We start from the raw sequence: 16,590 nt of genomic DNA, 5'->3' as shown, positions 1-16,590 counted from the left end.
AGTGCTGGGCGCGTCGGGTACGGCACCCGACCCGCCCAGCACTGCCCCGGGTAAACCACCGGACGGCATAGCTTCCTGGACCAGAAGCGATGTCGGAGGTCCTGGCATCGCTCTCGACGACCGAACAGCGGCATTGCCGCTGACGGAGTGCTCGCGAGGCTTGCCAGTCGGTGACCGGTTTGTCGGCAAACCCGGGCAGCGCACCCGGGTGCTCGACTTACTTGTGGCGGCCGTGCAGGAAGGGCACTACCTTGCGCAGCAGTTTCATCGTGGAGTCGGTGCGCGAGTAGCTCAGCAGCGCCATGCCGGGGATGGCGAAGCGCTGCACCGCGATCGAGTGCGGGCGGGAGAATTCGCGCAGACCTGGCTCGCCGTGGATGCGGCCGATGCCGGAATCGCCGACGCCGCCGAAGGGTAGGCCGGCGATGGCGGCGAAGGCGAGCACGGAGTTGACGGAGGTGGCGCCGACGCGCAGCCTGCGCGCGATCTCCAGGCCGTTCTTCTTCGAGTACACCGCCGAGGACAGGCCGTACTTGGACTTGTTGGCCAGTTCGACCGCCTCGTCCACGCCGTCCACGGTGCGGATGGTGATGGTCGGGCCGAAGGTCTCCTCGCACACCGCCTCGGAGTTCTCGTCCACATCGACGAGCACGACCGGCTCGATGAACGGCGCCTTGACCGATTCCGGCCCGCCGAGCACCGCGGTGCCGCCGTTCTTCAGCGCGTCCTCGATATGGCGGCGCACAATGTCGACCTGGCTCGGCATGGTCATCGGGCCGTAGGCGGCTTCGGCACCGGATCCGGGCTTGACGTCGGTCAGAATGCGCTTCACCTCGGCGACGAACGCATCGCGTACCGAACGATCCACGTACACCCGCTCCACACCGGCGCAGGTCTGGCCGCTGTTGGCGGTGGCGCCCCAGGCGACCGCGTCGGCGGCGGCCTCGACGTCGGCGTCAGCCGCGACGATCACCGCGTCCTTACCGCCACATTCCAGCAGCACCGGGGTCAGGGTGTCTGCGGCGGCGGCCATGATCCGCTTGCCGGTGGCGGTGGAACCGGTGAACGCGAGCTTGTCCACGCCCGACTTGACCAGCGCGGCACCGGTGGCGCCGAAACCGTTGACGGTCTCGAAGACGCCCTCCGGCAGTTCCGGGTTGGCCTTCTTGAAGGCCTCGGAGAGGAAATTACCGATGCTGGTAGAGAATTCGCTCGGCTTGAACACCACCGTGTTGCCCGCGGCGAGCGCGTAGGCGATGGAGCCGTTCGGGGTGTAGACCGGGTAGTTCCACGGGCCGATCACGCCGACGACGCCGAGCGGACGCTGCTCGAGGCGGGCGGAGAAGTTCGACATCAGCATGCCGGGAGAGATCTTCTTGGGTGAGAGGATCTTCTTGGCGTTCTTCGCGGCCCACGCGATGTGCTCGAGGGCGAGCATCAATTCCAGGAAGGCGTCGTCGAGTGGCTTGCCGTTTTCCTTGTGAATCAGCGCGCAGAATTCGTCGGAGCTCGTGACCAGCTGGGTCGACCAGCGCAGCAGATGCTTGCGGCGCTCGTCGAAGCTCAGCGCGCCCCAGGTCGCGGCGGCGGTGCGGGCCTTGGCCACGGCCGCATGCACCGCGTCTTCGTCGGCGACGGTGTGCGTGGCGATGACCTCGCCCGTGGCAGGGTCGACCGACGTCAGCGCCGTGTCGGGCGCGGCCGGGGTGGTCTCGATGGTGGTCACGGTGGGTTTCTCCTCTTGCCGGTAACGGCGGCCGGGCGTGGCGGTGGGGTGCGCGTGCCGGAACGGGCGGCATAAGTTACCACCCATTCCTTGAGAGAATGCTATGTCAGAACTCTCACGAGGTCACCAACTACCTATCAATTGTTCCCGACTCTGTCGGCCCTCGGTGGGAGTATCGAGCTATGTGTGGAAGATATGCGACGACCACCGATCCCGGCCGGCTTGCCGTCGAGCTGGATGCCATCGATGAGACCGATGCCGGAACCGACGCGCGGACCAGCGGCTTCACCAACTACAACGTCGCGCCGACGACTCAGGTGCTGACCGTGGTCGAGCGCCATGAGCACGGAAACAAGGACGACGATCCGCGGCTGCGGATCCGGCGGATGCGCTGGGGCCTTGTTCCGGTGTGGACCAAGGCCGCCGAGCCGGGGGTGCCGGTCAAGGGCAAACCGCTGTTCAATGCCCGCGCCGACAAGGCGGTCACCACCGCATCGTTCCGCGATGCCGTGAAGTACCGGCGCTGCCTGGTCCCGATGGACGGTTGGTACGAATGGGTCGTCGAGCCTGATGCGCTCGGCGGGGCCAAGGGCAAGGTGGCCAAGCATCCGTTCTACATGTCGGCCGCGGACGGTTCCCGGCTGTATATGGCGGGTCTGTGGTCGGTGTGGCGCGATCGCTCGCAGCCGGAGGGGCAGCCGCTGTTGTCGTGCACGATTCTGACCACCGACGCGGTCGGCGATCTGACGCGCATCCACGATCGGATGCCGCTGCCGATGCCGAGGGAGCATTGGGACGCCTGGCTGGATCCGGACCATCCCGCGCCTGCCACGTTGCTGGAGACGCCGAGTGCCGATGCGGTGTCGGAGATCGTGGCGCGCCCGGTGCCGGATCTGGTCAACAGCGTGCGCAACAACGGTCCGGAACTACTGGCCCGGGTAGCCGGCGGGGCGGCGGCGGACACGGAGCAGGCCGGGCAGATCAGCCTGTTGTGATCGCCCGGCCTGTCGGTGTTCAGCTGCGCCGGCGGTTGTTCAGAGCTGACACTTGACGCTGGGCGTCACGATGTTCAGCCCGCACTTGATGACACCGGTGATCAGGTCGATGACCTTGCTGGTGACACCACCGCCGAGCTTCTCGGCCTTCTCGGCTCTTTCATCCTTTTTCGGAGTGCCCTCTTTGCTCGGTGCGTCGTCGATGCCCTGCCCGTCGAACGGGAAGTCGCCGATCTGTGTCACCGAGGGACGGTCCGGAGCGCCGGCGGCCGTAGGAGCGTGTAGCGCCACCGAACCCAGGGCTAGGACCAGCGCGCCGAACAGGGAGACGATCATGGTGCGCACAGACATTTCGCATCACATCCTCGGGTCGGACGAATCTGGGTCCGTCAAGTAACGCACAGCTTGCCCGGAATCCGCGCTCATACCGATGTAACCGGCGCGGTGACCGCATTGGTCAGCCGAACCAAATCCGCAGGTGCCACCTCGATCTCCAGACCCCGCCGCCCCGCGCTGCACAGCATCCGATCCCAGGTGAGCGCCGAGGCGTCCACCACCGTCGGCAGCAGCTTGCGTTGCCCGAGTGGTGAGATGCCGCCGAGCACATAACCGGTGACCCGTTCGGCCTTTGCCTTGTCGGCCATCGCCGCCTTCGGTGCGCCGAGCGCCGCGGCAGCTGCCTTGAGCGACAACGTATTCGGCACCGGAAGCACCGCGACTGCCAACGTTCCGGTGGACAGCTCGAGCACCAGCGTCTTGAAGATCTGCGCGGCGTCGAGGCCGAGTTGTCCGGCGAGCGCGTCGACCGCCTCGGTGCCGTAGGAGTCGGCGCGCGGATCGTGGGAGTAGGTGTGTACGTGGTGGGCGACACCGGCTTCGGCCAGGGTGCGGATCGCCGGGGTCGAGGCTCCTGCCATGCGGGACACCCTAGTTGCGCCACGGACAGGCAACGGTTTCGATGCCACGACGTTGCCATGGGAACACAGTCGGGGCCACGTCTGTTGACGGAAATACACAAGCAGCCTTGTGTACGACGCGAAGGAGATGTCGGGTGCCCGTTCTTATCGAGGAACGTCCGGTATGGACCGAGGTGTCGCCGACAAATGACCGGTTCCCATTCGACATGCCGCTGCCGGTAGATTTGGCAGGTACGGCGATCGAAGGGACAGGTGTGACGAGCGACGACGATGTGGTGACCGACGGTGAGGTCGGCGCCGCGGTCGACGAAACCGCGCTGGTGCAGCGGTTCGAGCGGGATGCGCTCCCGATGCTCGACCAGCTGTACGGCGCCGCGCTGCGGATGACCAGAAACCCGGCCGACGCCGAGGATCTGGTCCAGGAGACCTACGTCAAGGCGTTCCAGGGATTCAAGTCCTTCAAGGAGGGCACCAACCTGCGCGCCTGGCTGTACCGGATCCTGACCAACACCTACATCAACTCCTACCGCAAGAAGCAGCGTCAGCCCGCGCAGTACCCGACCGACGAGATCACCGACTGGCAGCTGGCGGCCACCGCCGAGCACACCTCGCAGGGTCTGCGTTCGGCCGAGGTCGAGGCGCTGGACGCGCTGCCGGACGACGACATCAAGGCCGCGCTGCAGGAGCTGCCGGAGGAATTCCGGATGGCGGTGTACTACGCCGACGTCGAGGGTTTCCCGTATAAGGAAATCGCCGACATCATGGGCACCCCCATCGGTACGGTGATGTCCCGGCTGCACCGCGGTCGCAAGCAGCTGAAGGGTTTGCTCGCGGATGTGGCGCGCGAACGTGGATTCAACCGCAACGAGGCGGAACGCCAGGAGGTCAAGCAGGCATGAGCGAGCGTAGCGAGCGAATCACAAGCACAGCACCTTCCGGTGCGACGGAGCCGAGCGCCAGCGAGGTGCAGTCGTGACCGAGCGCGACCCCGATATGGAGCTCGACTGCACGGCAGTACTCGCCGATGTCTGGTTGATGCTCGACGGCGAATGTGACGCCGCGACCAGAGCCAGGTTGCAGCACCACATGGATCACTGCTCGCCCTGCATCGAGGCCTATGGCATCGAGGAGAAGATCAAGGGTCTGCTGAGTCGCAAATGCGGTGGCGACCGCGCACCGGAGTCGCTGCGCGACCGGCTGACCGTGGAGATCCGGCGATCGGTGACGATCACTCAGGTCGAGTCGCAGCAGTCGACCGAATCCTGATCGCGGGTAACCCCCGAAACGACTGAGCGGCACGCCCTTCCGTCACGGAGGAGCGTGCCGCTCATGTGCTGTCAGCATAACGGCTCAGGCGTTTGGCCTCTTGCCGTGGTTTGCTGCGTTGCCCTTGCGGCTGCGCTTCTTACGACCACGCTTACCCATCGGTAGTCTCCCTTCTGTTGAAGGCCATTGTTTCATGTGTGGTTGGCTGTACCTTCAGCGGATACAGGGCCGACTAGTGAATGGGGTGTCATGGCTGAGGAAGTGCGCGCGGAGATGGTGTCGACCGTGCTTACCGTCGAAGTGGCCGTCGGCGACAAGGTGCGTCACGACCAGACCCTGGTGCTACTCGAGTCCATGAAGATGGAGATCCCGGTGCTTACCGAGATCGATGGTGAAGTCACTTCGATCGCCGTCGCGCCGGGCCAGGTCCTACAGCAGGGCGACCTGATCGCCGTCATTTCCTGAGCGAACCGAAGCGGTAGACCGAACATGGCGACACTGAGCGAGCTCCTGGCCGAGCACACCGATCTACCCGGCGTCGCCGTAGACCACCTGCAGCGGGTGGTGGGGGATTGGCAGCTGCTCTCCGATCTCTCCTTCGCCGATCTGTTGTTGTGGGTCGGCGCGGGCCCGATCACCGATGGTGCGGACATCGTCTGTGTCGCGCAGTGCCGCCCGACGACCGCGCCCACCGTGCATCCGGAGGATCGGGTGGGTGGGCTTGCGCTGCAGGCCGAACACCCGCAGGTGTTCGACGCGCTGGTGACCGGCAAGATCGTGCGCGCCGACAGCGATGTCGAGGCCGAAGGGGTCTACCACCCGCATCCGGTACATGCCATTCGTGAGGCCATTCCGGTGCGCTGTGGCGACGATGTGATCGCGGTGCTGAGCCGGGATACCGACCTGCAGCGTTCCCGGGTGCGCAGCACCCTGGAGATCGCGTACGTGGCCTGTGCCGACGATCTGTGCCAGATGATCGCCGACGGCACCTTCCCGACCACGGAGGATCGCGCCGCCACCCACTCCAGCCCGCGTGCGGGCGACGGTTTCATCAGGCTCGACACCGAAGGCATCGTCGTCTACGCGAGCCCGAATGCGTTGTCCGCCTATCACCGCATGGGTCTGCAGGCGGATCTGGCGGGTCAGGATCTTGCCGTCACCACGCGCTCGCTGATCACCGATCCGTTCGACGCGCAAGAAGTGGTCGGCGATATCCAGGCCGCGCTGGCCGGCCGGACCGGGCGCCGGATGGAGGTCGAGGCGCGTGGGGCCACCGTGCTGCTGCGCACCCTGGTGCTGCGCCCGCACGGCGAGCTGGCGGGCGCCGCGGTGCTGGTACGTGACGTCACCGAGGTCAAACGCAGGGACCGGGCGTTGCTCAGCAAGGACGCGACTATTCGGGAGATCCACCACCGGGTCAAGAACAATCTGCAGACCGTTGCCGCGCTGCTGCGGCTGCAGGCGCGTCGCACCGAAAACGAGGAGGCACAGGTCGCGCTGACCGAGTCGGTGCGCCGAGTCACCTCGATCGCGTCCGTGCACGAGATGCTGTCGATGTCGGTGGACGAAGAGGTCGATCTCGACGAGGTCGTCGACCGGCTGCTGCCGATCATGGCCGACGTCGCCACCGTGCACACCGCCAGAATCAAGGTGCGCAGGTCCGGTTCGCTCGGCGTTTTCTCCGCGGAACGGGCGACACCGCTGGTGATGGTGCTGACCGAGCTGGTGCAGAACGCCATCGAGCACGCCTTCGATTCCGGCGAGAACGGCTCGGTGACAATCCGTTCCGAGCGGTCGGCTCGTTGGCTGGACGTGATCATCAGCGACGACGGCCGCGGCCTGCCGCCCGGCTTCAGCCTGGAATCCTCCGACCGCCTCGGCCTGCAGATCGTGCGCACCTTGGTCACCGCCGAATTGGGCGGTTCCATCGGCCTGCACCCTGGCGCGGACATCGGCACAGATGCGGTTCTGCGGGTCCCGCTGGGTCGGCGATCCGGTCGCTGATCAGCATGTGGCCATCAATTGGATCGTGACGCTGAGCGCCAACCAATTCCACTCGCCACGACACCGTCTTCCGAGCGAAGCGAGACCGAGTACTAGAGTTCGCGGCCCGTCTCGCTTCCGAGTGGGCGAAGCGCATGCGCCGCAGGCGCGAGTCTCGCCCGCTCGGACGCGAGACCAAGGGGGCCGCGAACACGCAGCGCCGCAGGCGCTGCCAAAAACGCAGGGCTGCAAAACAATACAGCCCGGCACCTTTGCGGGTGCCGGGCTCAATGCGTTACCGGGCCGGGCTGAATGGTCCGGCAACGCCGGTCGTCTCGAAAATCAGACGACAGTGCGGGTGCGGGTGCGCGCGTTGCGACGCTTGAGCGCGCGGCGCTCGTCCTCGCTCATACCACCCCACACGCCGGCATCCTGCCCGGACTTCAGGGCCCAGGACAGGCAGTCGGCGGTAACGGGGCAGCGAGCGCAGACCAGCTTGGCATCGGCAATCTGCGCGAGCGCAGGACCACTGTTACCCACCGGGAAGAACAGCTCAGGGTCCTCGTCACGACAGATGGCCTTGTGGCGCCAGTCCATTCCTCTGCTCCTTTGCTGGGCGCCGCAATAGGGCGCCTACGGTTTGTGGATCGTTCACTTGTGCGACTCGAATGTTTCCGCACGGTTGCTTGTGAATGCTTTCACGAACACCGTAGATGTCAATAGGTATCCGGTGCACCGTGGGGAAGCTCACGCTCTCAAGGTTCCCCTAGGGGAACCTGCCCGGTCCTTTGTACTCGCTCTACCCAGTTTTCGCAGCGCAAACGCGTAGTTTTTCGCGCGTTTCGTGCTCAGGACGGTCGGGGAGCGACGACTTCGAGGACGTTCGGCACAGCTGTGAAATCCACCATGTTGCGCTTTCCGATAAAATCGCCATCGATTTGCAGGCCGATGGGTTCCGCGGCGACGATCCGTACCGACGGCACGTCGTCCTCGCGAAACAAATTGCGGGACTTGGGATTTCCGTCGGTTGCCAGCAACTGGCGCGCCAGCAGCAGCGTGGGGACCACCGCCATCGAACGCACGGCAAACACGCCGAGGCCCGTCTCGAAGGTGGTGCCCGGGTTGGTGTGCACCGGGGTGGAGTTCAGGTAGGTCCATGGGCTGGCGTTCGTTACGAACGCGTAATGGACACCGTCCACCGGTTCGTGTCCTGGGATCTCGATCCGGACGCTCGGCTCCTTGCCTTTTGCCCGAAAGAATTGTCGTACGGTTGTTCGAACGTAGTGGGCCGGAGTCGCCGTTCGACCGTTGGCGCGGCTGGCGTCGATCGCCTCGCACACATCGGCATCGAGGCCGACTCCAGCGCTGAAGGTGAACCAGCGGTCGTCGGCGATTCCGAGACCGATCTTGCGGTCGCGGTCGAGCGTCAGCAGGTCGATCAATTGGTTGGTCGCGGTCACCGGATCCGGCGAAATACCGAGTGCCCGCGCGAAGACATTCGCGGAGCCGCCCGGGATCACGCCGAGCCGAGGCAGCCACGCCTGGCCATCGTTCAGCTCGGGCAGTGGCAGGAAGCCGTTGATGGTCTCGTTGACCGTCCCATCGCCGCCGTGCACCACGATGAGGTCCATCTCGTTGGTCGACGCCCACTGCGCTAATTCCGCCGCGTGCCCGCGATGCTGGGTGTGCGCAACGGTCAGCTGGGTCCGGCTTTCCAGGGCGTGTGCCAGCAGATCCCGTGTCGCCGGTGTAGTCGAGGTGGCATTGGGATTCACGATTAGCAACGTACGCACGCTTCGAAGCCTAATCGGGCGCCGCCGGACATAGTCCGTCGCCGGTCCTGCGCTTGGGCGAGCGCGGGCGGGGCCTACCGGAATGCCCTTTAGGCTGGGCGCGTGGCTGAGACCGACAAAGGCGAGTTTTCCGGTGTGCCGACCACGGTGCGCGGTGCGGGTGGACTGGTGACGCTGGAGGGCTGCGTCGCCGTGATCACGGCGATCGTGCTGGTGGTGCGCGGGCTGCTCGGGCATGACCAGAGCGCGGCGAGCGGGTACGGCACGGCGGCGTGGTTCGGCATTCTCGGCGGAGCCGTGCTCGCCGCCGGTATCGGATTGCTGCTCGGCCGGCGGTGGGGCCGGGCGATCGCGGTGATCGCCCAGCTGCTGTTGCTGCCGGTCGCCTGGTCGTTGCTCACCGACTCACACCAGCCGGTCTACGGAGCACTGCTCGGCGTGGTGGCGATCGCCGCGCTGGTGCTGCTGTTCGCGCCGCCCTCGTCGCGCTGGATGGCCCAGGAGTACGGCATCGATGCCGAGGAACCACGTACCGACTAGGTCCAGGAGTTTGCTCAGGCTCCGGTCGCGTCGCGCAACGCCTGTCGGCACAATTGGTCGGCACGCCGGGTGGTTTCGGGTTGCCGGTAGTGCGGGGTGAGCGCGAGCACCTGGGTGCAGGCGGTGTCGAGGTCGATGAGGTGGCCGACCGAAACGAAGAGCGGCTTGACCTCGGTCCTGGTGCGCAGCACTCGGCCGACAACCCGCCCGTCGATGGTGATGTCGGAGGTCGCACCGCGTTCCCGCCCCGGCTCGGTGTAATCGCCCCACACCGACTTGGCCACTCCGATGGTCGGCACCCCGGTGAGTACACCGAGATGGCAGGCCAATCCGAACTGTCGCGGATGTGCCAGGCCCTGGCCATCGCAGACCAGCAGATCCGGTGTGGTGCTGAGCTTTTCGAGTGCCGCGACGGTGGTGGGCAACTCGCGGAACGCGAGCAGGCCGGGTACGTACGGGAAGGTGACGGTGCCGTGCGCCACCACGGTCTCGACGGGTTCCAATGTGGCGCTGTCCAATACGACGGCGGCGGCGGCGACAGCGCCATTGTCGTGGTACGCCGAATCGAGTCCCGCGACAGTCCGAAACTCTGCCGTACCAAGGTTTTTCGTGACAACCGACGGACGAAGCTCGTCCTGCATCGCCACCGCTTCGTCCGCCGTTGTCGGCCACTCGGCAGGCGCGGTCACCCGCATATTCCGTCCTTGCTTCGTGCGATGCGCGGTTACCGGCCGCCGCTACCCAGTGCTGCCAAAGCCGCACCCTCGAGCCGGTAGCCGACCCACTCGTCCTGCCCGACGGCGCCGAGCGACTTGTAGAAGTCGATGGACGGGGTGTTCCAGGTCAGTACCGCCCAGTCGACCCTGCCGTAGCCGTTGGCGACCGCTTCCTCGGCGAGCGTGGTCAGCAGCGCCTTGCCATATCCCTTGCCACGAGTCTCCGGCTTGACGTACAGGTCCTCCAGGTAGATGCCGTGCACGCCCTCCCAGGTGGAGAAGTTCAGGAACCAGATGGCGCAGCCGACCACCAGGCCGTCTTCCTCCTCGACCACGTGCGCGAACAGCGCAGGCGTCTGCCCGAACAGCGCGGTGTGCAGCTGTTCGGCGGTCAATGTGCACTCGTCCCTTGCCTTTTCGTACTCGGCGAGGTCGTAGACCAGCTCGACGAGAGCAGGTACATCGGCGGGTGTGGCGCGGCGGATCACGCCGTTGCCGGGTCGAGTCACAGGATTGCTCCGTTCGGTGCGGGAACGAGGTTGTGCGCCAGGATGGTTCGCACGTCGTGTTCGAAACCGAGCACGGTGACCGCGCCGGTCGACATGGTGAAGCGGCGACCCTCCCTGAGGTCGAGCTCGGCCCAGCGGGCGATCAGCGCCCGGGAGAAGTGTCCGTGCCCGACCAGCACGATATCGCGGCCGGGCAGCGCGGGTTCGACGGAGGTCAGCACTCGATCAGCCCTGGCGCGCACCTGTTCGGCGGTCTCGCCACCGGGCACCGCGCCGGTCCAGATGGTCCAGCCGGGTACGGTTTCGCGGATCTGTGCGGTAGTGAGGCCCTCGTAATCGCCGTAGTCCCATTCGGCCAGATCGTCGTCGACGGTGGTGTCGATGAACCCGGCCAGCGCGGCGGTGTGCACGGCGCGTTGCCTGGGGCTGGTGAGCACCAGCGGATCGCGCAGTTTCAGCGCGGTCAGCAGCTGACCGGCGCCGCGCGCCTGCTCCTCACCGCGCTCGGTGAGCGGCAGATCGGTGCGGCCGGTATGGCGGCGCTGAGTCGACCAGGTGGTTTCGCCGTGCCGGAGCAGCACCAGCCGGGCGTCATCGAGTGCGGACATGCTTTCCATCATGGGCTAATCCGCCTCTCCGCGTCTTTGCCGGTCGTGGGTGCCTCGATAGTCGCGTCGCGGGCCGGCGGTGCGTGTGGGTTGATCCTTCGGCGTACCCGGCGAGTTACCCATGTTCTTGCGAAATCAGTCGTCGCTAGCCGAGCGCGTACATCGCTGTGCCGCGCTTTTCCAGGACAGTCGTGCCAAGTACGGCGAGCGAGATGGGGGAGCCTTCGGAACCCTGGCGATTCACCGGGATGCGGGCGACCTCGGCGCCCGATGCGGGATCGAGCGCGGCGATCGCTCCGGCCACCGGGACAAGCAGGCGACCCGCCATGAACGCGGGTCCGCCGATGGCGTTCGGCACGGTCCACAGCGGGTCGAAGGTGCTGGCGCTCAACGCGATCACGCTGTTGCCGGTGAAAACGAAGAAGGCCGAGCTGATCCGGGTGGTCGTCGCCTTGTCGGTCAGCGGCGCGGAAAGCTGGTGCACCATAAGCGGATTCCCGGTGCCGTCGTAGACGGCCAGCCGCGGTGTCGCGGCTTCCACTCCTGCCGTCGCGGGTGCACCGGGTAGGTACAGCACAATCCGGTTGTCCGACACCGCGATCACGCGTGCGTCGGCGGAATCCGTGCCGGGCCCGATGAGCACGTGCGAGCCGTGTTCCTCGGGGACGGTGTTGTCCTTCGGTGCCGGGTTGAGCACGGTCAGCCGGTCGGCGGGGTCCTCGGGGCAGCGCTCCAGCACGGCGAGCCTGGTGGCGCTCGACCCGGCCGAGAGCAGTGAGCAGCCCTTGCGCGGTTGGGTTTTCACGTTCACCGGCGCGTCGACGTAGCCGTATTCGAGGGTGCGCACCAGGTCCGAGCGCCACAGCTCCAGCCGCTGCGGTCCCTGGGCGAGCACGTAGGTGCCGTCGACGGACAACCGCAGGGTCTCGTCCATGTAGCTGCTGCGTGCGGTGCGCCGGGCACCGTCCTCGCCCGCGAGCAGGGTGGCTTGGCTGCAGCCGCGCTGATCCCGGTACACCGCGACCACTGTGCCGAATTGGGATTCCACCCCGCACAACGGCATGTCGCGCCGATAGCGCCACAGCTGTACACCGGTTCGCGGATCGCGGCCGGTGACCGTGCCGTCATCGCCGGTGATCACCGCCCCCGCGGCGACCAGGGCCCTTGCCGTCGCGCCGTCCGGGGCGTGCCACAGTTCGCGCAGGGTGGTGGGCAGTTGGTCCGCCGCGGTCGGCGTCGACACCGGATGTTCCGCGGTCACCGATTCGGTGCCGCTGGCGTCGCCACGCGCCCACACCAACGCCGCCGCGATCGCCACGAGCACGGCGATCGCGACTGCGGAGATGATGTCGGCGCGCGTCCGCCGCTCAGGTTCGAGCACGATTGCGAGAGTAGCGGATCCGGTGAGGGACTAGACGGACGCAGCGGCTGCGGTGGTAGCCGCGGCCACCTCTACTGCGGCTCCGTTGCCGTTCTCGGCGCTGTTCTCGCCCGCGGGCTTGCGCCGACGACGCCGACGTCGCGCAGGCTGGTCGGCCGTCTCCGCGTCGTCGCTGCCGTTGTCCGGGGTCGTATGTGCTTCGACGCTGCCGTTGTCGGCGGCTGCATCGTCCGTACCGCCGTTGTCCGCGGTTGCGTCGGAGTCTCCCGCGGGCTTGCGCCTGCGGCGACGGCGACGGGCCGGCTTGTCGGCGTTCTCGTCCGCGTCATCGGCGTTGTCGACGGGTGCCGCGGTATCCGAAGACGTTGCGACAGCGCTGTCCTCGGTGCCGTTGACCTCGGCCGGGTCGATCGGCTCACCGGCTCGTGTCCGCCTGCGGTTGCGCTTGCGCGGCGCCCGCGCTGGCCGGTCGACCACGACGGCGTCCTCGTCGCGCTCCACCTTCGCCGTGCGGACGGTGCCCGTCACACCTTCCGGGATACCGAGCTCGGAGTACAGATGTGGTGACCGCGAGTACGTTTCCACCGGCTCCGGGATACCGAGGCCGAGCGCCTTATCGATGCTCGCCCAGCGGTTCAGTTCGTCCCAGTCGATCAGGGTGATCGCGACACCGGTGCGCCCGGCGCGGCCGGTGCGGCCGATCCGGTGCACGTAGGTCTTCTCGTCCTCCGGGCACTGGTAGTTGACGACGTGGGTGACGTCGTCGATGTCGATGCCGCGCGCCGCGACATCGGTCGCGACGAGCACGTCGATGGCGCCCTTACGGAACTTGTTGAGCGCCTTCTCCCTGGCGATCTGCCCGAGGTCACCGTGCACCGCGCCGACGGAGAACCCGCGCTCGGCCAGGTCGTCGGCCACCTTCTGCGCGGTGCGCTTGGTGCGGGTGAAGATCATCGTCGCGCCGCGGGTTTCCGCCTGCAGGATGCGGGCGACCAATTCGCTCTTGTCGAGTGCGTGCGCGCGGTAGATGAACTGCGCGGTGCGGTCGTGGATGGCGGAATCGTGCGGCTCCTCGGCCCGGATATGCGTCGGCCGGGACAAGAAGGTGCGGGCCAGAGTGATGATCGGACCCGGCATGGTCGCCGAGAACAGCATCGTCTGGCGCTGCGTCGGCACCATGCCGAGAATGCGCTCGATATCCGGTAGGAAGCCGAGGTCGAGCATTTCGTCGGCCTCGTCGAGGACGAGCACGCCGACCTTGCCGAGAATCAGGTGTCCCTGGTCGGCCAGGTCCATCAGCCGGCCAGGGGTGCCGACCACGACGTCGACGCCGGAGCGCAGCGCCGCGATCTGGGACTCGTAGGGACGGCCGCCGTAGATCGACAGCACTCGCAGCTGGCCCTGATGGTTCTTCAGGTACTTGCTTGCGTTCTCGAGGTCCTGGGTGACCTGGATGCACAGCTCGCGGGTCGGCACGATGATCAATGCCCGTGGGGTGCCGTCCAGCGGTGTGGTGCCGGTGTCGGCGGTGGCGATGCGGTGCAGTAGCGGCACGCCGAATCCGAAGGTCTTACCCATGCCGGTGCGCGCCTGACCGATGAGATCTTCACCGGCGAGAGCCAACGGAAGGGTGAGTTCCTGGATTGCGAAAGTGCGTTCGATTCCGATCTCGCCGAGCGCTCGCACGATTTCCTCGCGCACGCCCAATTCGGCAAAAGTCGGTGCAGTGTGGGTTTCGTCCAGTTCGGCGGTCAGCAGCGTGTCTGCCAAGCCCGGTTCCTGTTCGATAGTGATCTTGCTCAGGTTCGTGCCTTTCCTCGTTATCGCGTCACGCGCGCACGAGGCGTGGGGCGGACCGGTCGGCCCGCGACGACCACGTATCCGCCTGTGATGCTCACCCCGGCTACAGCCTGATGTCAGCGGGTGCCGTCTATACGGCAGCTACCTGGAGACATCGGCGCGGCGCTCTGGTGATGCGGATCTGGTGCGCGCACATTTTCCTGGACGTCGAAAACCTCGCACCCGGTGCCCGTGTGACCATACGATCCGGCGACTCGGTCGGGCGAAACTTTCCGTTGTCCGCAGTGATTGTAGCGTGATATTGTGCACGGCCCGAATTGCCGCCACGATAATTTCGGCGCAAAAGTCCGGTTTCCTCGCGCGGCTCACCGACGTACGCTGCGCGACATGGCAATTCATCTTGCGCGACGAATCTGGACCACCCTCGAACCGCTGCACGACGTGGTCTATTTCGGGGCACCGATCAAGGACGCCGGAGTAGCGATCGGCTTGCGCGGATATTGGCAGACGTACTTCGCGTTTCGAGCCGCGCCGCTGGGGGCTGTGACGGCGGGCACAGTGGTCGCGACCTTCGCTGGGTTCCACCCGGACATGATCGGCAAGGCGCTGCCCGATGCGTGGGCCAGGTCGACCCCGCAGCAGAGCCTAGATGCCCGGCTCGCCGTGTCGACCGGGCTGTTGCGCGGCGCGGGCGCTGGGAATCCGGAATGTGCGCGCGCGGTCGAGTTGCTGGTGCCGGTGCAGCGCGCGGCCGATCCGACCGGGCGGGCGCTGTTCGCGGCGAATGCCGAATTGCCGTTGTCCGACGATCCGGTCGCCGCGCTGTGGCAGCTGACCACGTCGTTGCGGGAGCATCGCGGGGACGGCCATGTGGCCGCGCTGGTCGCGCACGGATTGACCGGAGCACAGGCGTTGGTGATGCAGGTGGCCGCGGGCAAGGTGCCTGCGTCGGTGATGCGGTCCGCGCGCGGCTGGTCCGAGCAGGAGTGGTCCGACAACGCCGACGAACTGCGCGCACGTGGGTTGATCAAGGGAGAGCCGACAAGCCCGTCATTGACCGTCAGTGGTGCGGAATTGCTGACACGGGTGGAGGCGAGCACCGATGATGCCGCGTGGAACGGTGCGCTGTCGACGTTGTCGCAGGACGCGAGCGCTGAGCTGGCGTATGTGCTTGCCCCGCTGGTGAAGCAGGTGCAGGAGTCCCTGGTGCCGCCGATCAACCCCATCGGCATGGGGCAGGCATAGCCGCAAACCGGACTTGCCTGTTACCGCCGGTACCAGGTGTGAGAGATTCTTGTTCGTGAGCTTCGCAGACACCGTCACCATCGCCGCCCGCAACGCCTGGGCCCTGACCTTCGGCCCAGGCGTCGAGGCGCCGGATCCCACCCCGTCGACGGTGCTTTCCGACGCACCGCACCGGCAGCTGCGCCGCTTCGAGGGACACGAATCCTCCGGCGCGGCACCGGGTTCGGCGGTGCTACTGGTGCCACCGCTGGCGGCGCCAGCCAGCTGCTTCGACCTGCGGCCGGACCAGAGCCTGGCCCGTTTCCTGCTCGACACCGGCCGCACGCCCTACGTCGTCGACTACGGCGAGATCACCTTCGCCGATCGGCGGATGGGCTTCGAGGACTGGATCGACGACATCCTGCCCGAGGCGATTCTGCGCACCTCCGCCGATCAGGACGGTCGGCCGGTCGACCTCGTCGGCTGGTCCATCGGCGGGACCCTGGCACTGCTGGCCGCCGCCGCGCACCCGGAGCTGCCGATCCGGTCCATCACCGCGGTCGGCTCGCCGCTGGACTACGACAAGATGACCGGCATCCCGCAACTGCGCGCGGTCGCCAAGCTCACCGGCGGGATCGCGACGTCGACGGCGGTGCGCGCCGCCGGCGGCATCCCGGCCTCGCTGACGCGGTTCGCCTACAAGGTCACCGCCTGGGACCGGGAACTCACTCGTCCCTGGTTCGTGGCAAGCAACATCGCCCGCACCGAAACCCTGGCAAGGATGGAGACGATCGACCGTTTCATGGCCGAGATGCCGGGCTATCCCGGCCGCTTCTACGGCCAGCTATGGGGCAGGCTGATCCTGAACAACGACATCGGCCGCGGCGTCGTGCAACTCGGCACGCGCCGCATCGAACTGGCCGAGGTGACCGCGCAGGTGCTGCTGGTCGGCGGACCCGGCGATGTCATCACCCCGGCCGCCGCGGTCGAGGCGGGCATCCGAACCCTCACCGGCGCCAAGTCCGTGCGCTACGAAACCGCCCCCGGCAGCCACCTCGGCATCCTCGCGGGCCTCGCTGCCCGCGACACCACCTGGACACACCTCGACACGTTCCTGCGAGAAGCCGCGTGA

At 66.8% G+C, this 16,590-nt stretch carries 19 protein-coding genes; 8 read left to right on the top strand and 11 right to left on the bottom strand.

Going from position 1 to position 16,590, the window contains the following annotated elements; all coding sequences use genetic code 11:
• Positions 1-217: 217 nt before the first annotated feature.
• Positions 218-1,726, bottom strand: a complete 1,509-nt coding sequence (locus ACFQZZ_RS20125) for an aldehyde dehydrogenase family protein (RefSeq protein ID WP_378682751.1) — start codon at positions 1,724-1,726, stop codon at positions 218-220.
• A gap of 182 nt (positions 1,727-1,908) precedes the next feature.
• Between ACFQZZ_RS20125 and ACFQZZ_RS20120 the strand changes: the two genes are divergently transcribed.
• Positions 1,909-2,721 carry an SOS response-associated peptidase gene (locus tag ACFQZZ_RS20120; protein WP_378682748.1) on the top strand — a complete coding sequence of 271 codons (813 nt, stop codon included), beginning with the start codon at positions 1,909-1,911 and terminating at the stop codon, positions 2,719-2,721.
• Between the two features lie 39 nt (positions 2,722-2,760).
• Here ACFQZZ_RS20120 and ACFQZZ_RS20115 read toward each other — a convergent pair whose 3' ends face one another.
• Both ACFQZZ_RS20115 and ybaK read right to left on the bottom strand, forming a co-directional pair.
• Positions 2,761-3,072 (bottom strand): hypothetical protein, encoded by a 312-nt coding sequence (locus ACFQZZ_RS20115; protein ID WP_378682745.1) that lies wholly within the window; start codon positions 3,070-3,072, stop codon positions 2,761-2,763.
• Between the two features lie 71 nt (positions 3,073-3,143).
• Positions 3,144-3,638 (bottom strand): Cys-tRNA(Pro) deacylase, encoded by a 495-nt coding sequence (gene ybaK / locus ACFQZZ_RS20110; RefSeq protein ID WP_378682742.1) that lies wholly within the window; start codon positions 3,636-3,638, stop codon positions 3,144-3,146.
• Between the two features lie 206 nt (positions 3,639-3,844).
• Between ybaK and ACFQZZ_RS20105 the strand changes: the two genes are divergently transcribed.
• Together ACFQZZ_RS20105 and rsrA are read left to right on the top strand one after the other, a co-directional pair.
• Positions 3,845-4,537: a sigma-70 family RNA polymerase sigma factor gene (locus tag ACFQZZ_RS20105; protein WP_378683169.1), complete on the top strand. Its 693-nt coding sequence runs from the start codon at positions 3,845-3,847 to the stop codon at positions 4,535-4,537.
• A 73-nt stretch (positions 4,538-4,610) separates the two neighbouring features.
• Positions 4,611-4,904 (top strand): mycothiol system anti-sigma-R factor, encoded by a 294-nt coding sequence (rsrA, locus tag ACFQZZ_RS20100; RefSeq protein WP_378682739.1) that lies wholly within the window; start codon positions 4,611-4,613, stop codon positions 4,902-4,904.
• A gap of 84 nt (positions 4,905-4,988) precedes the next feature.
• Here the strand turns inward: rsrA and ACFQZZ_RS20095 are convergent, their stop codons facing one another.
• A complete protein-coding gene (locus tag ACFQZZ_RS20095) occupies positions 4,989-5,063 on the bottom strand; it encodes a 50S ribosomal protein bL37 (RefSeq protein WP_022597109.1) in 75 nt (24 codons plus the stop codon).
• A gap of 90 nt (positions 5,064-5,153) precedes the next feature.
• Here ACFQZZ_RS20095 and ACFQZZ_RS20090 point away from each other — a divergent pair, with 90 nt between their 5' ends.
• Both ACFQZZ_RS20090 and ACFQZZ_RS20085 read left to right on the top strand, forming a co-directional pair.
• Entirely contained in the window at positions 5,154-5,369 is a 216-nt protein-coding gene (locus ACFQZZ_RS20090; protein ID WP_378682736.1) for a biotin/lipoyl-binding carrier protein, read from the top strand.
• Between the two features lie 24 nt (positions 5,370-5,393).
• On the top strand, positions 5,394-6,908 hold the full coding sequence (locus ACFQZZ_RS20085; RefSeq protein WP_378682733.1) for a sensor histidine kinase: 1,515 nt from the start codon (positions 5,394-5,396) through the stop codon (positions 6,906-6,908).
• Between the two features lie 321 nt (positions 6,909-7,229).
• On the opposite strand, the gene ACFQZZ_RS20080 is transcribed toward ACFQZZ_RS20085, so the two are convergent.
• Both ACFQZZ_RS20080 and ACFQZZ_RS20075 read right to left on the bottom strand, forming a co-directional pair.
• Positions 7,230-7,484, bottom strand: a complete 255-nt coding sequence (locus ACFQZZ_RS20080) for a WhiB family transcriptional regulator (protein ID WP_011211115.1) — start codon at positions 7,482-7,484, stop codon at positions 7,230-7,232.
• A gap of 251 nt (positions 7,485-7,735) precedes the next feature.
• Complete coding sequence (locus tag ACFQZZ_RS20075; protein WP_378682728.1) at positions 7,736-8,680, bottom strand: diacylglycerol/lipid kinase family protein; 945 nt, start codon at positions 8,678-8,680, stop codon at positions 7,736-7,738.
• Between the two features lie 102 nt (positions 8,681-8,782).
• On the opposite strand from ACFQZZ_RS20075, the gene ACFQZZ_RS20070 reads away from it, so the two are divergent.
• Positions 8,783-9,220, top strand: coding sequence for a hypothetical protein (locus tag ACFQZZ_RS20070; protein WP_378682725.1), 438 nt, complete (start codon positions 8,783-8,785; stop codon positions 9,218-9,220).
• A gap of 14 nt (positions 9,221-9,234) precedes the next feature.
• Here ACFQZZ_RS20070 and ACFQZZ_RS20065 read toward each other — a convergent pair whose 3' ends face one another.
• The 5 genes from ACFQZZ_RS20065 to ACFQZZ_RS20045 all read right to left on the bottom strand — a co-directional run bounded on the left by ACFQZZ_RS20065 (position 9,235) and on the right by ACFQZZ_RS20045 (position 14,204).
• On the bottom strand, positions 9,235-9,915 hold the full coding sequence (locus tag ACFQZZ_RS20065; RefSeq protein ID WP_378682722.1) for an endonuclease V: 681 nt from the start codon (positions 9,913-9,915) through the stop codon (positions 9,235-9,237).
• 29 nt (positions 9,916-9,944) lie between these two features.
• A complete protein-coding gene (locus tag ACFQZZ_RS20060; protein ID WP_378683166.1) occupies positions 9,945-10,424 on the bottom strand; it encodes a GNAT family N-acetyltransferase in 480 nt (159 codons plus the stop codon).
• A gap of 17 nt (positions 10,425-10,441) precedes the next feature.
• On the bottom strand, positions 10,442-11,053 hold the full coding sequence (locus ACFQZZ_RS20055) for an acid phosphatase (protein WP_378682720.1): 612 nt from the start codon (positions 11,051-11,053) through the stop codon (positions 10,442-10,444).
• Positions 11,054-11,198: 145 nt separating this feature from the next.
• Positions 11,199-12,434: a hypothetical protein gene (locus ACFQZZ_RS20050; RefSeq protein ID WP_378682717.1), complete on the bottom strand. Its 1,236-nt coding sequence runs from the start codon at positions 12,432-12,434 to the stop codon at positions 11,199-11,201.
• 30 nt (positions 12,435-12,464) lie between these two features.
• Positions 12,465-14,204 (bottom strand): DEAD/DEAH box helicase, encoded by a 1,740-nt coding sequence (locus tag ACFQZZ_RS20045; RefSeq protein WP_378682714.1) that lies wholly within the window; start codon positions 14,202-14,204, stop codon positions 12,465-12,467.
• 417 nt (positions 14,205-14,621) lie between these two features.
• Here ACFQZZ_RS20045 and ACFQZZ_RS20040 point away from each other — a divergent pair, with 417 nt between their 5' ends.
• On the top strand, positions 14,622-15,479 hold the full coding sequence (locus tag ACFQZZ_RS20040; protein WP_378682711.1) for a hypothetical protein: 858 nt from the start codon (positions 14,622-14,624) through the stop codon (positions 15,477-15,479).
• Between the two features lie 55 nt (positions 15,480-15,534).
• Entirely contained in the window at positions 15,535-16,590 is a 1,056-nt protein-coding gene (locus tag ACFQZZ_RS20035; RefSeq protein WP_378682708.1) for an alpha/beta fold hydrolase, read from the top strand.

It is taken from the genome of Nocardia sp. GCM10030253, from assembly GCF_042675075.1.
Taxonomy (GTDB): domain Bacteria; phylum Actinomycetota; class Actinomycetes; order Mycobacteriales; family Mycobacteriaceae; genus Nocardia.
The sequence above is the reverse complement of the archived record's forward strand: the minus strand, read 5'-3'. Positions and strand labels throughout refer to the sequence as shown.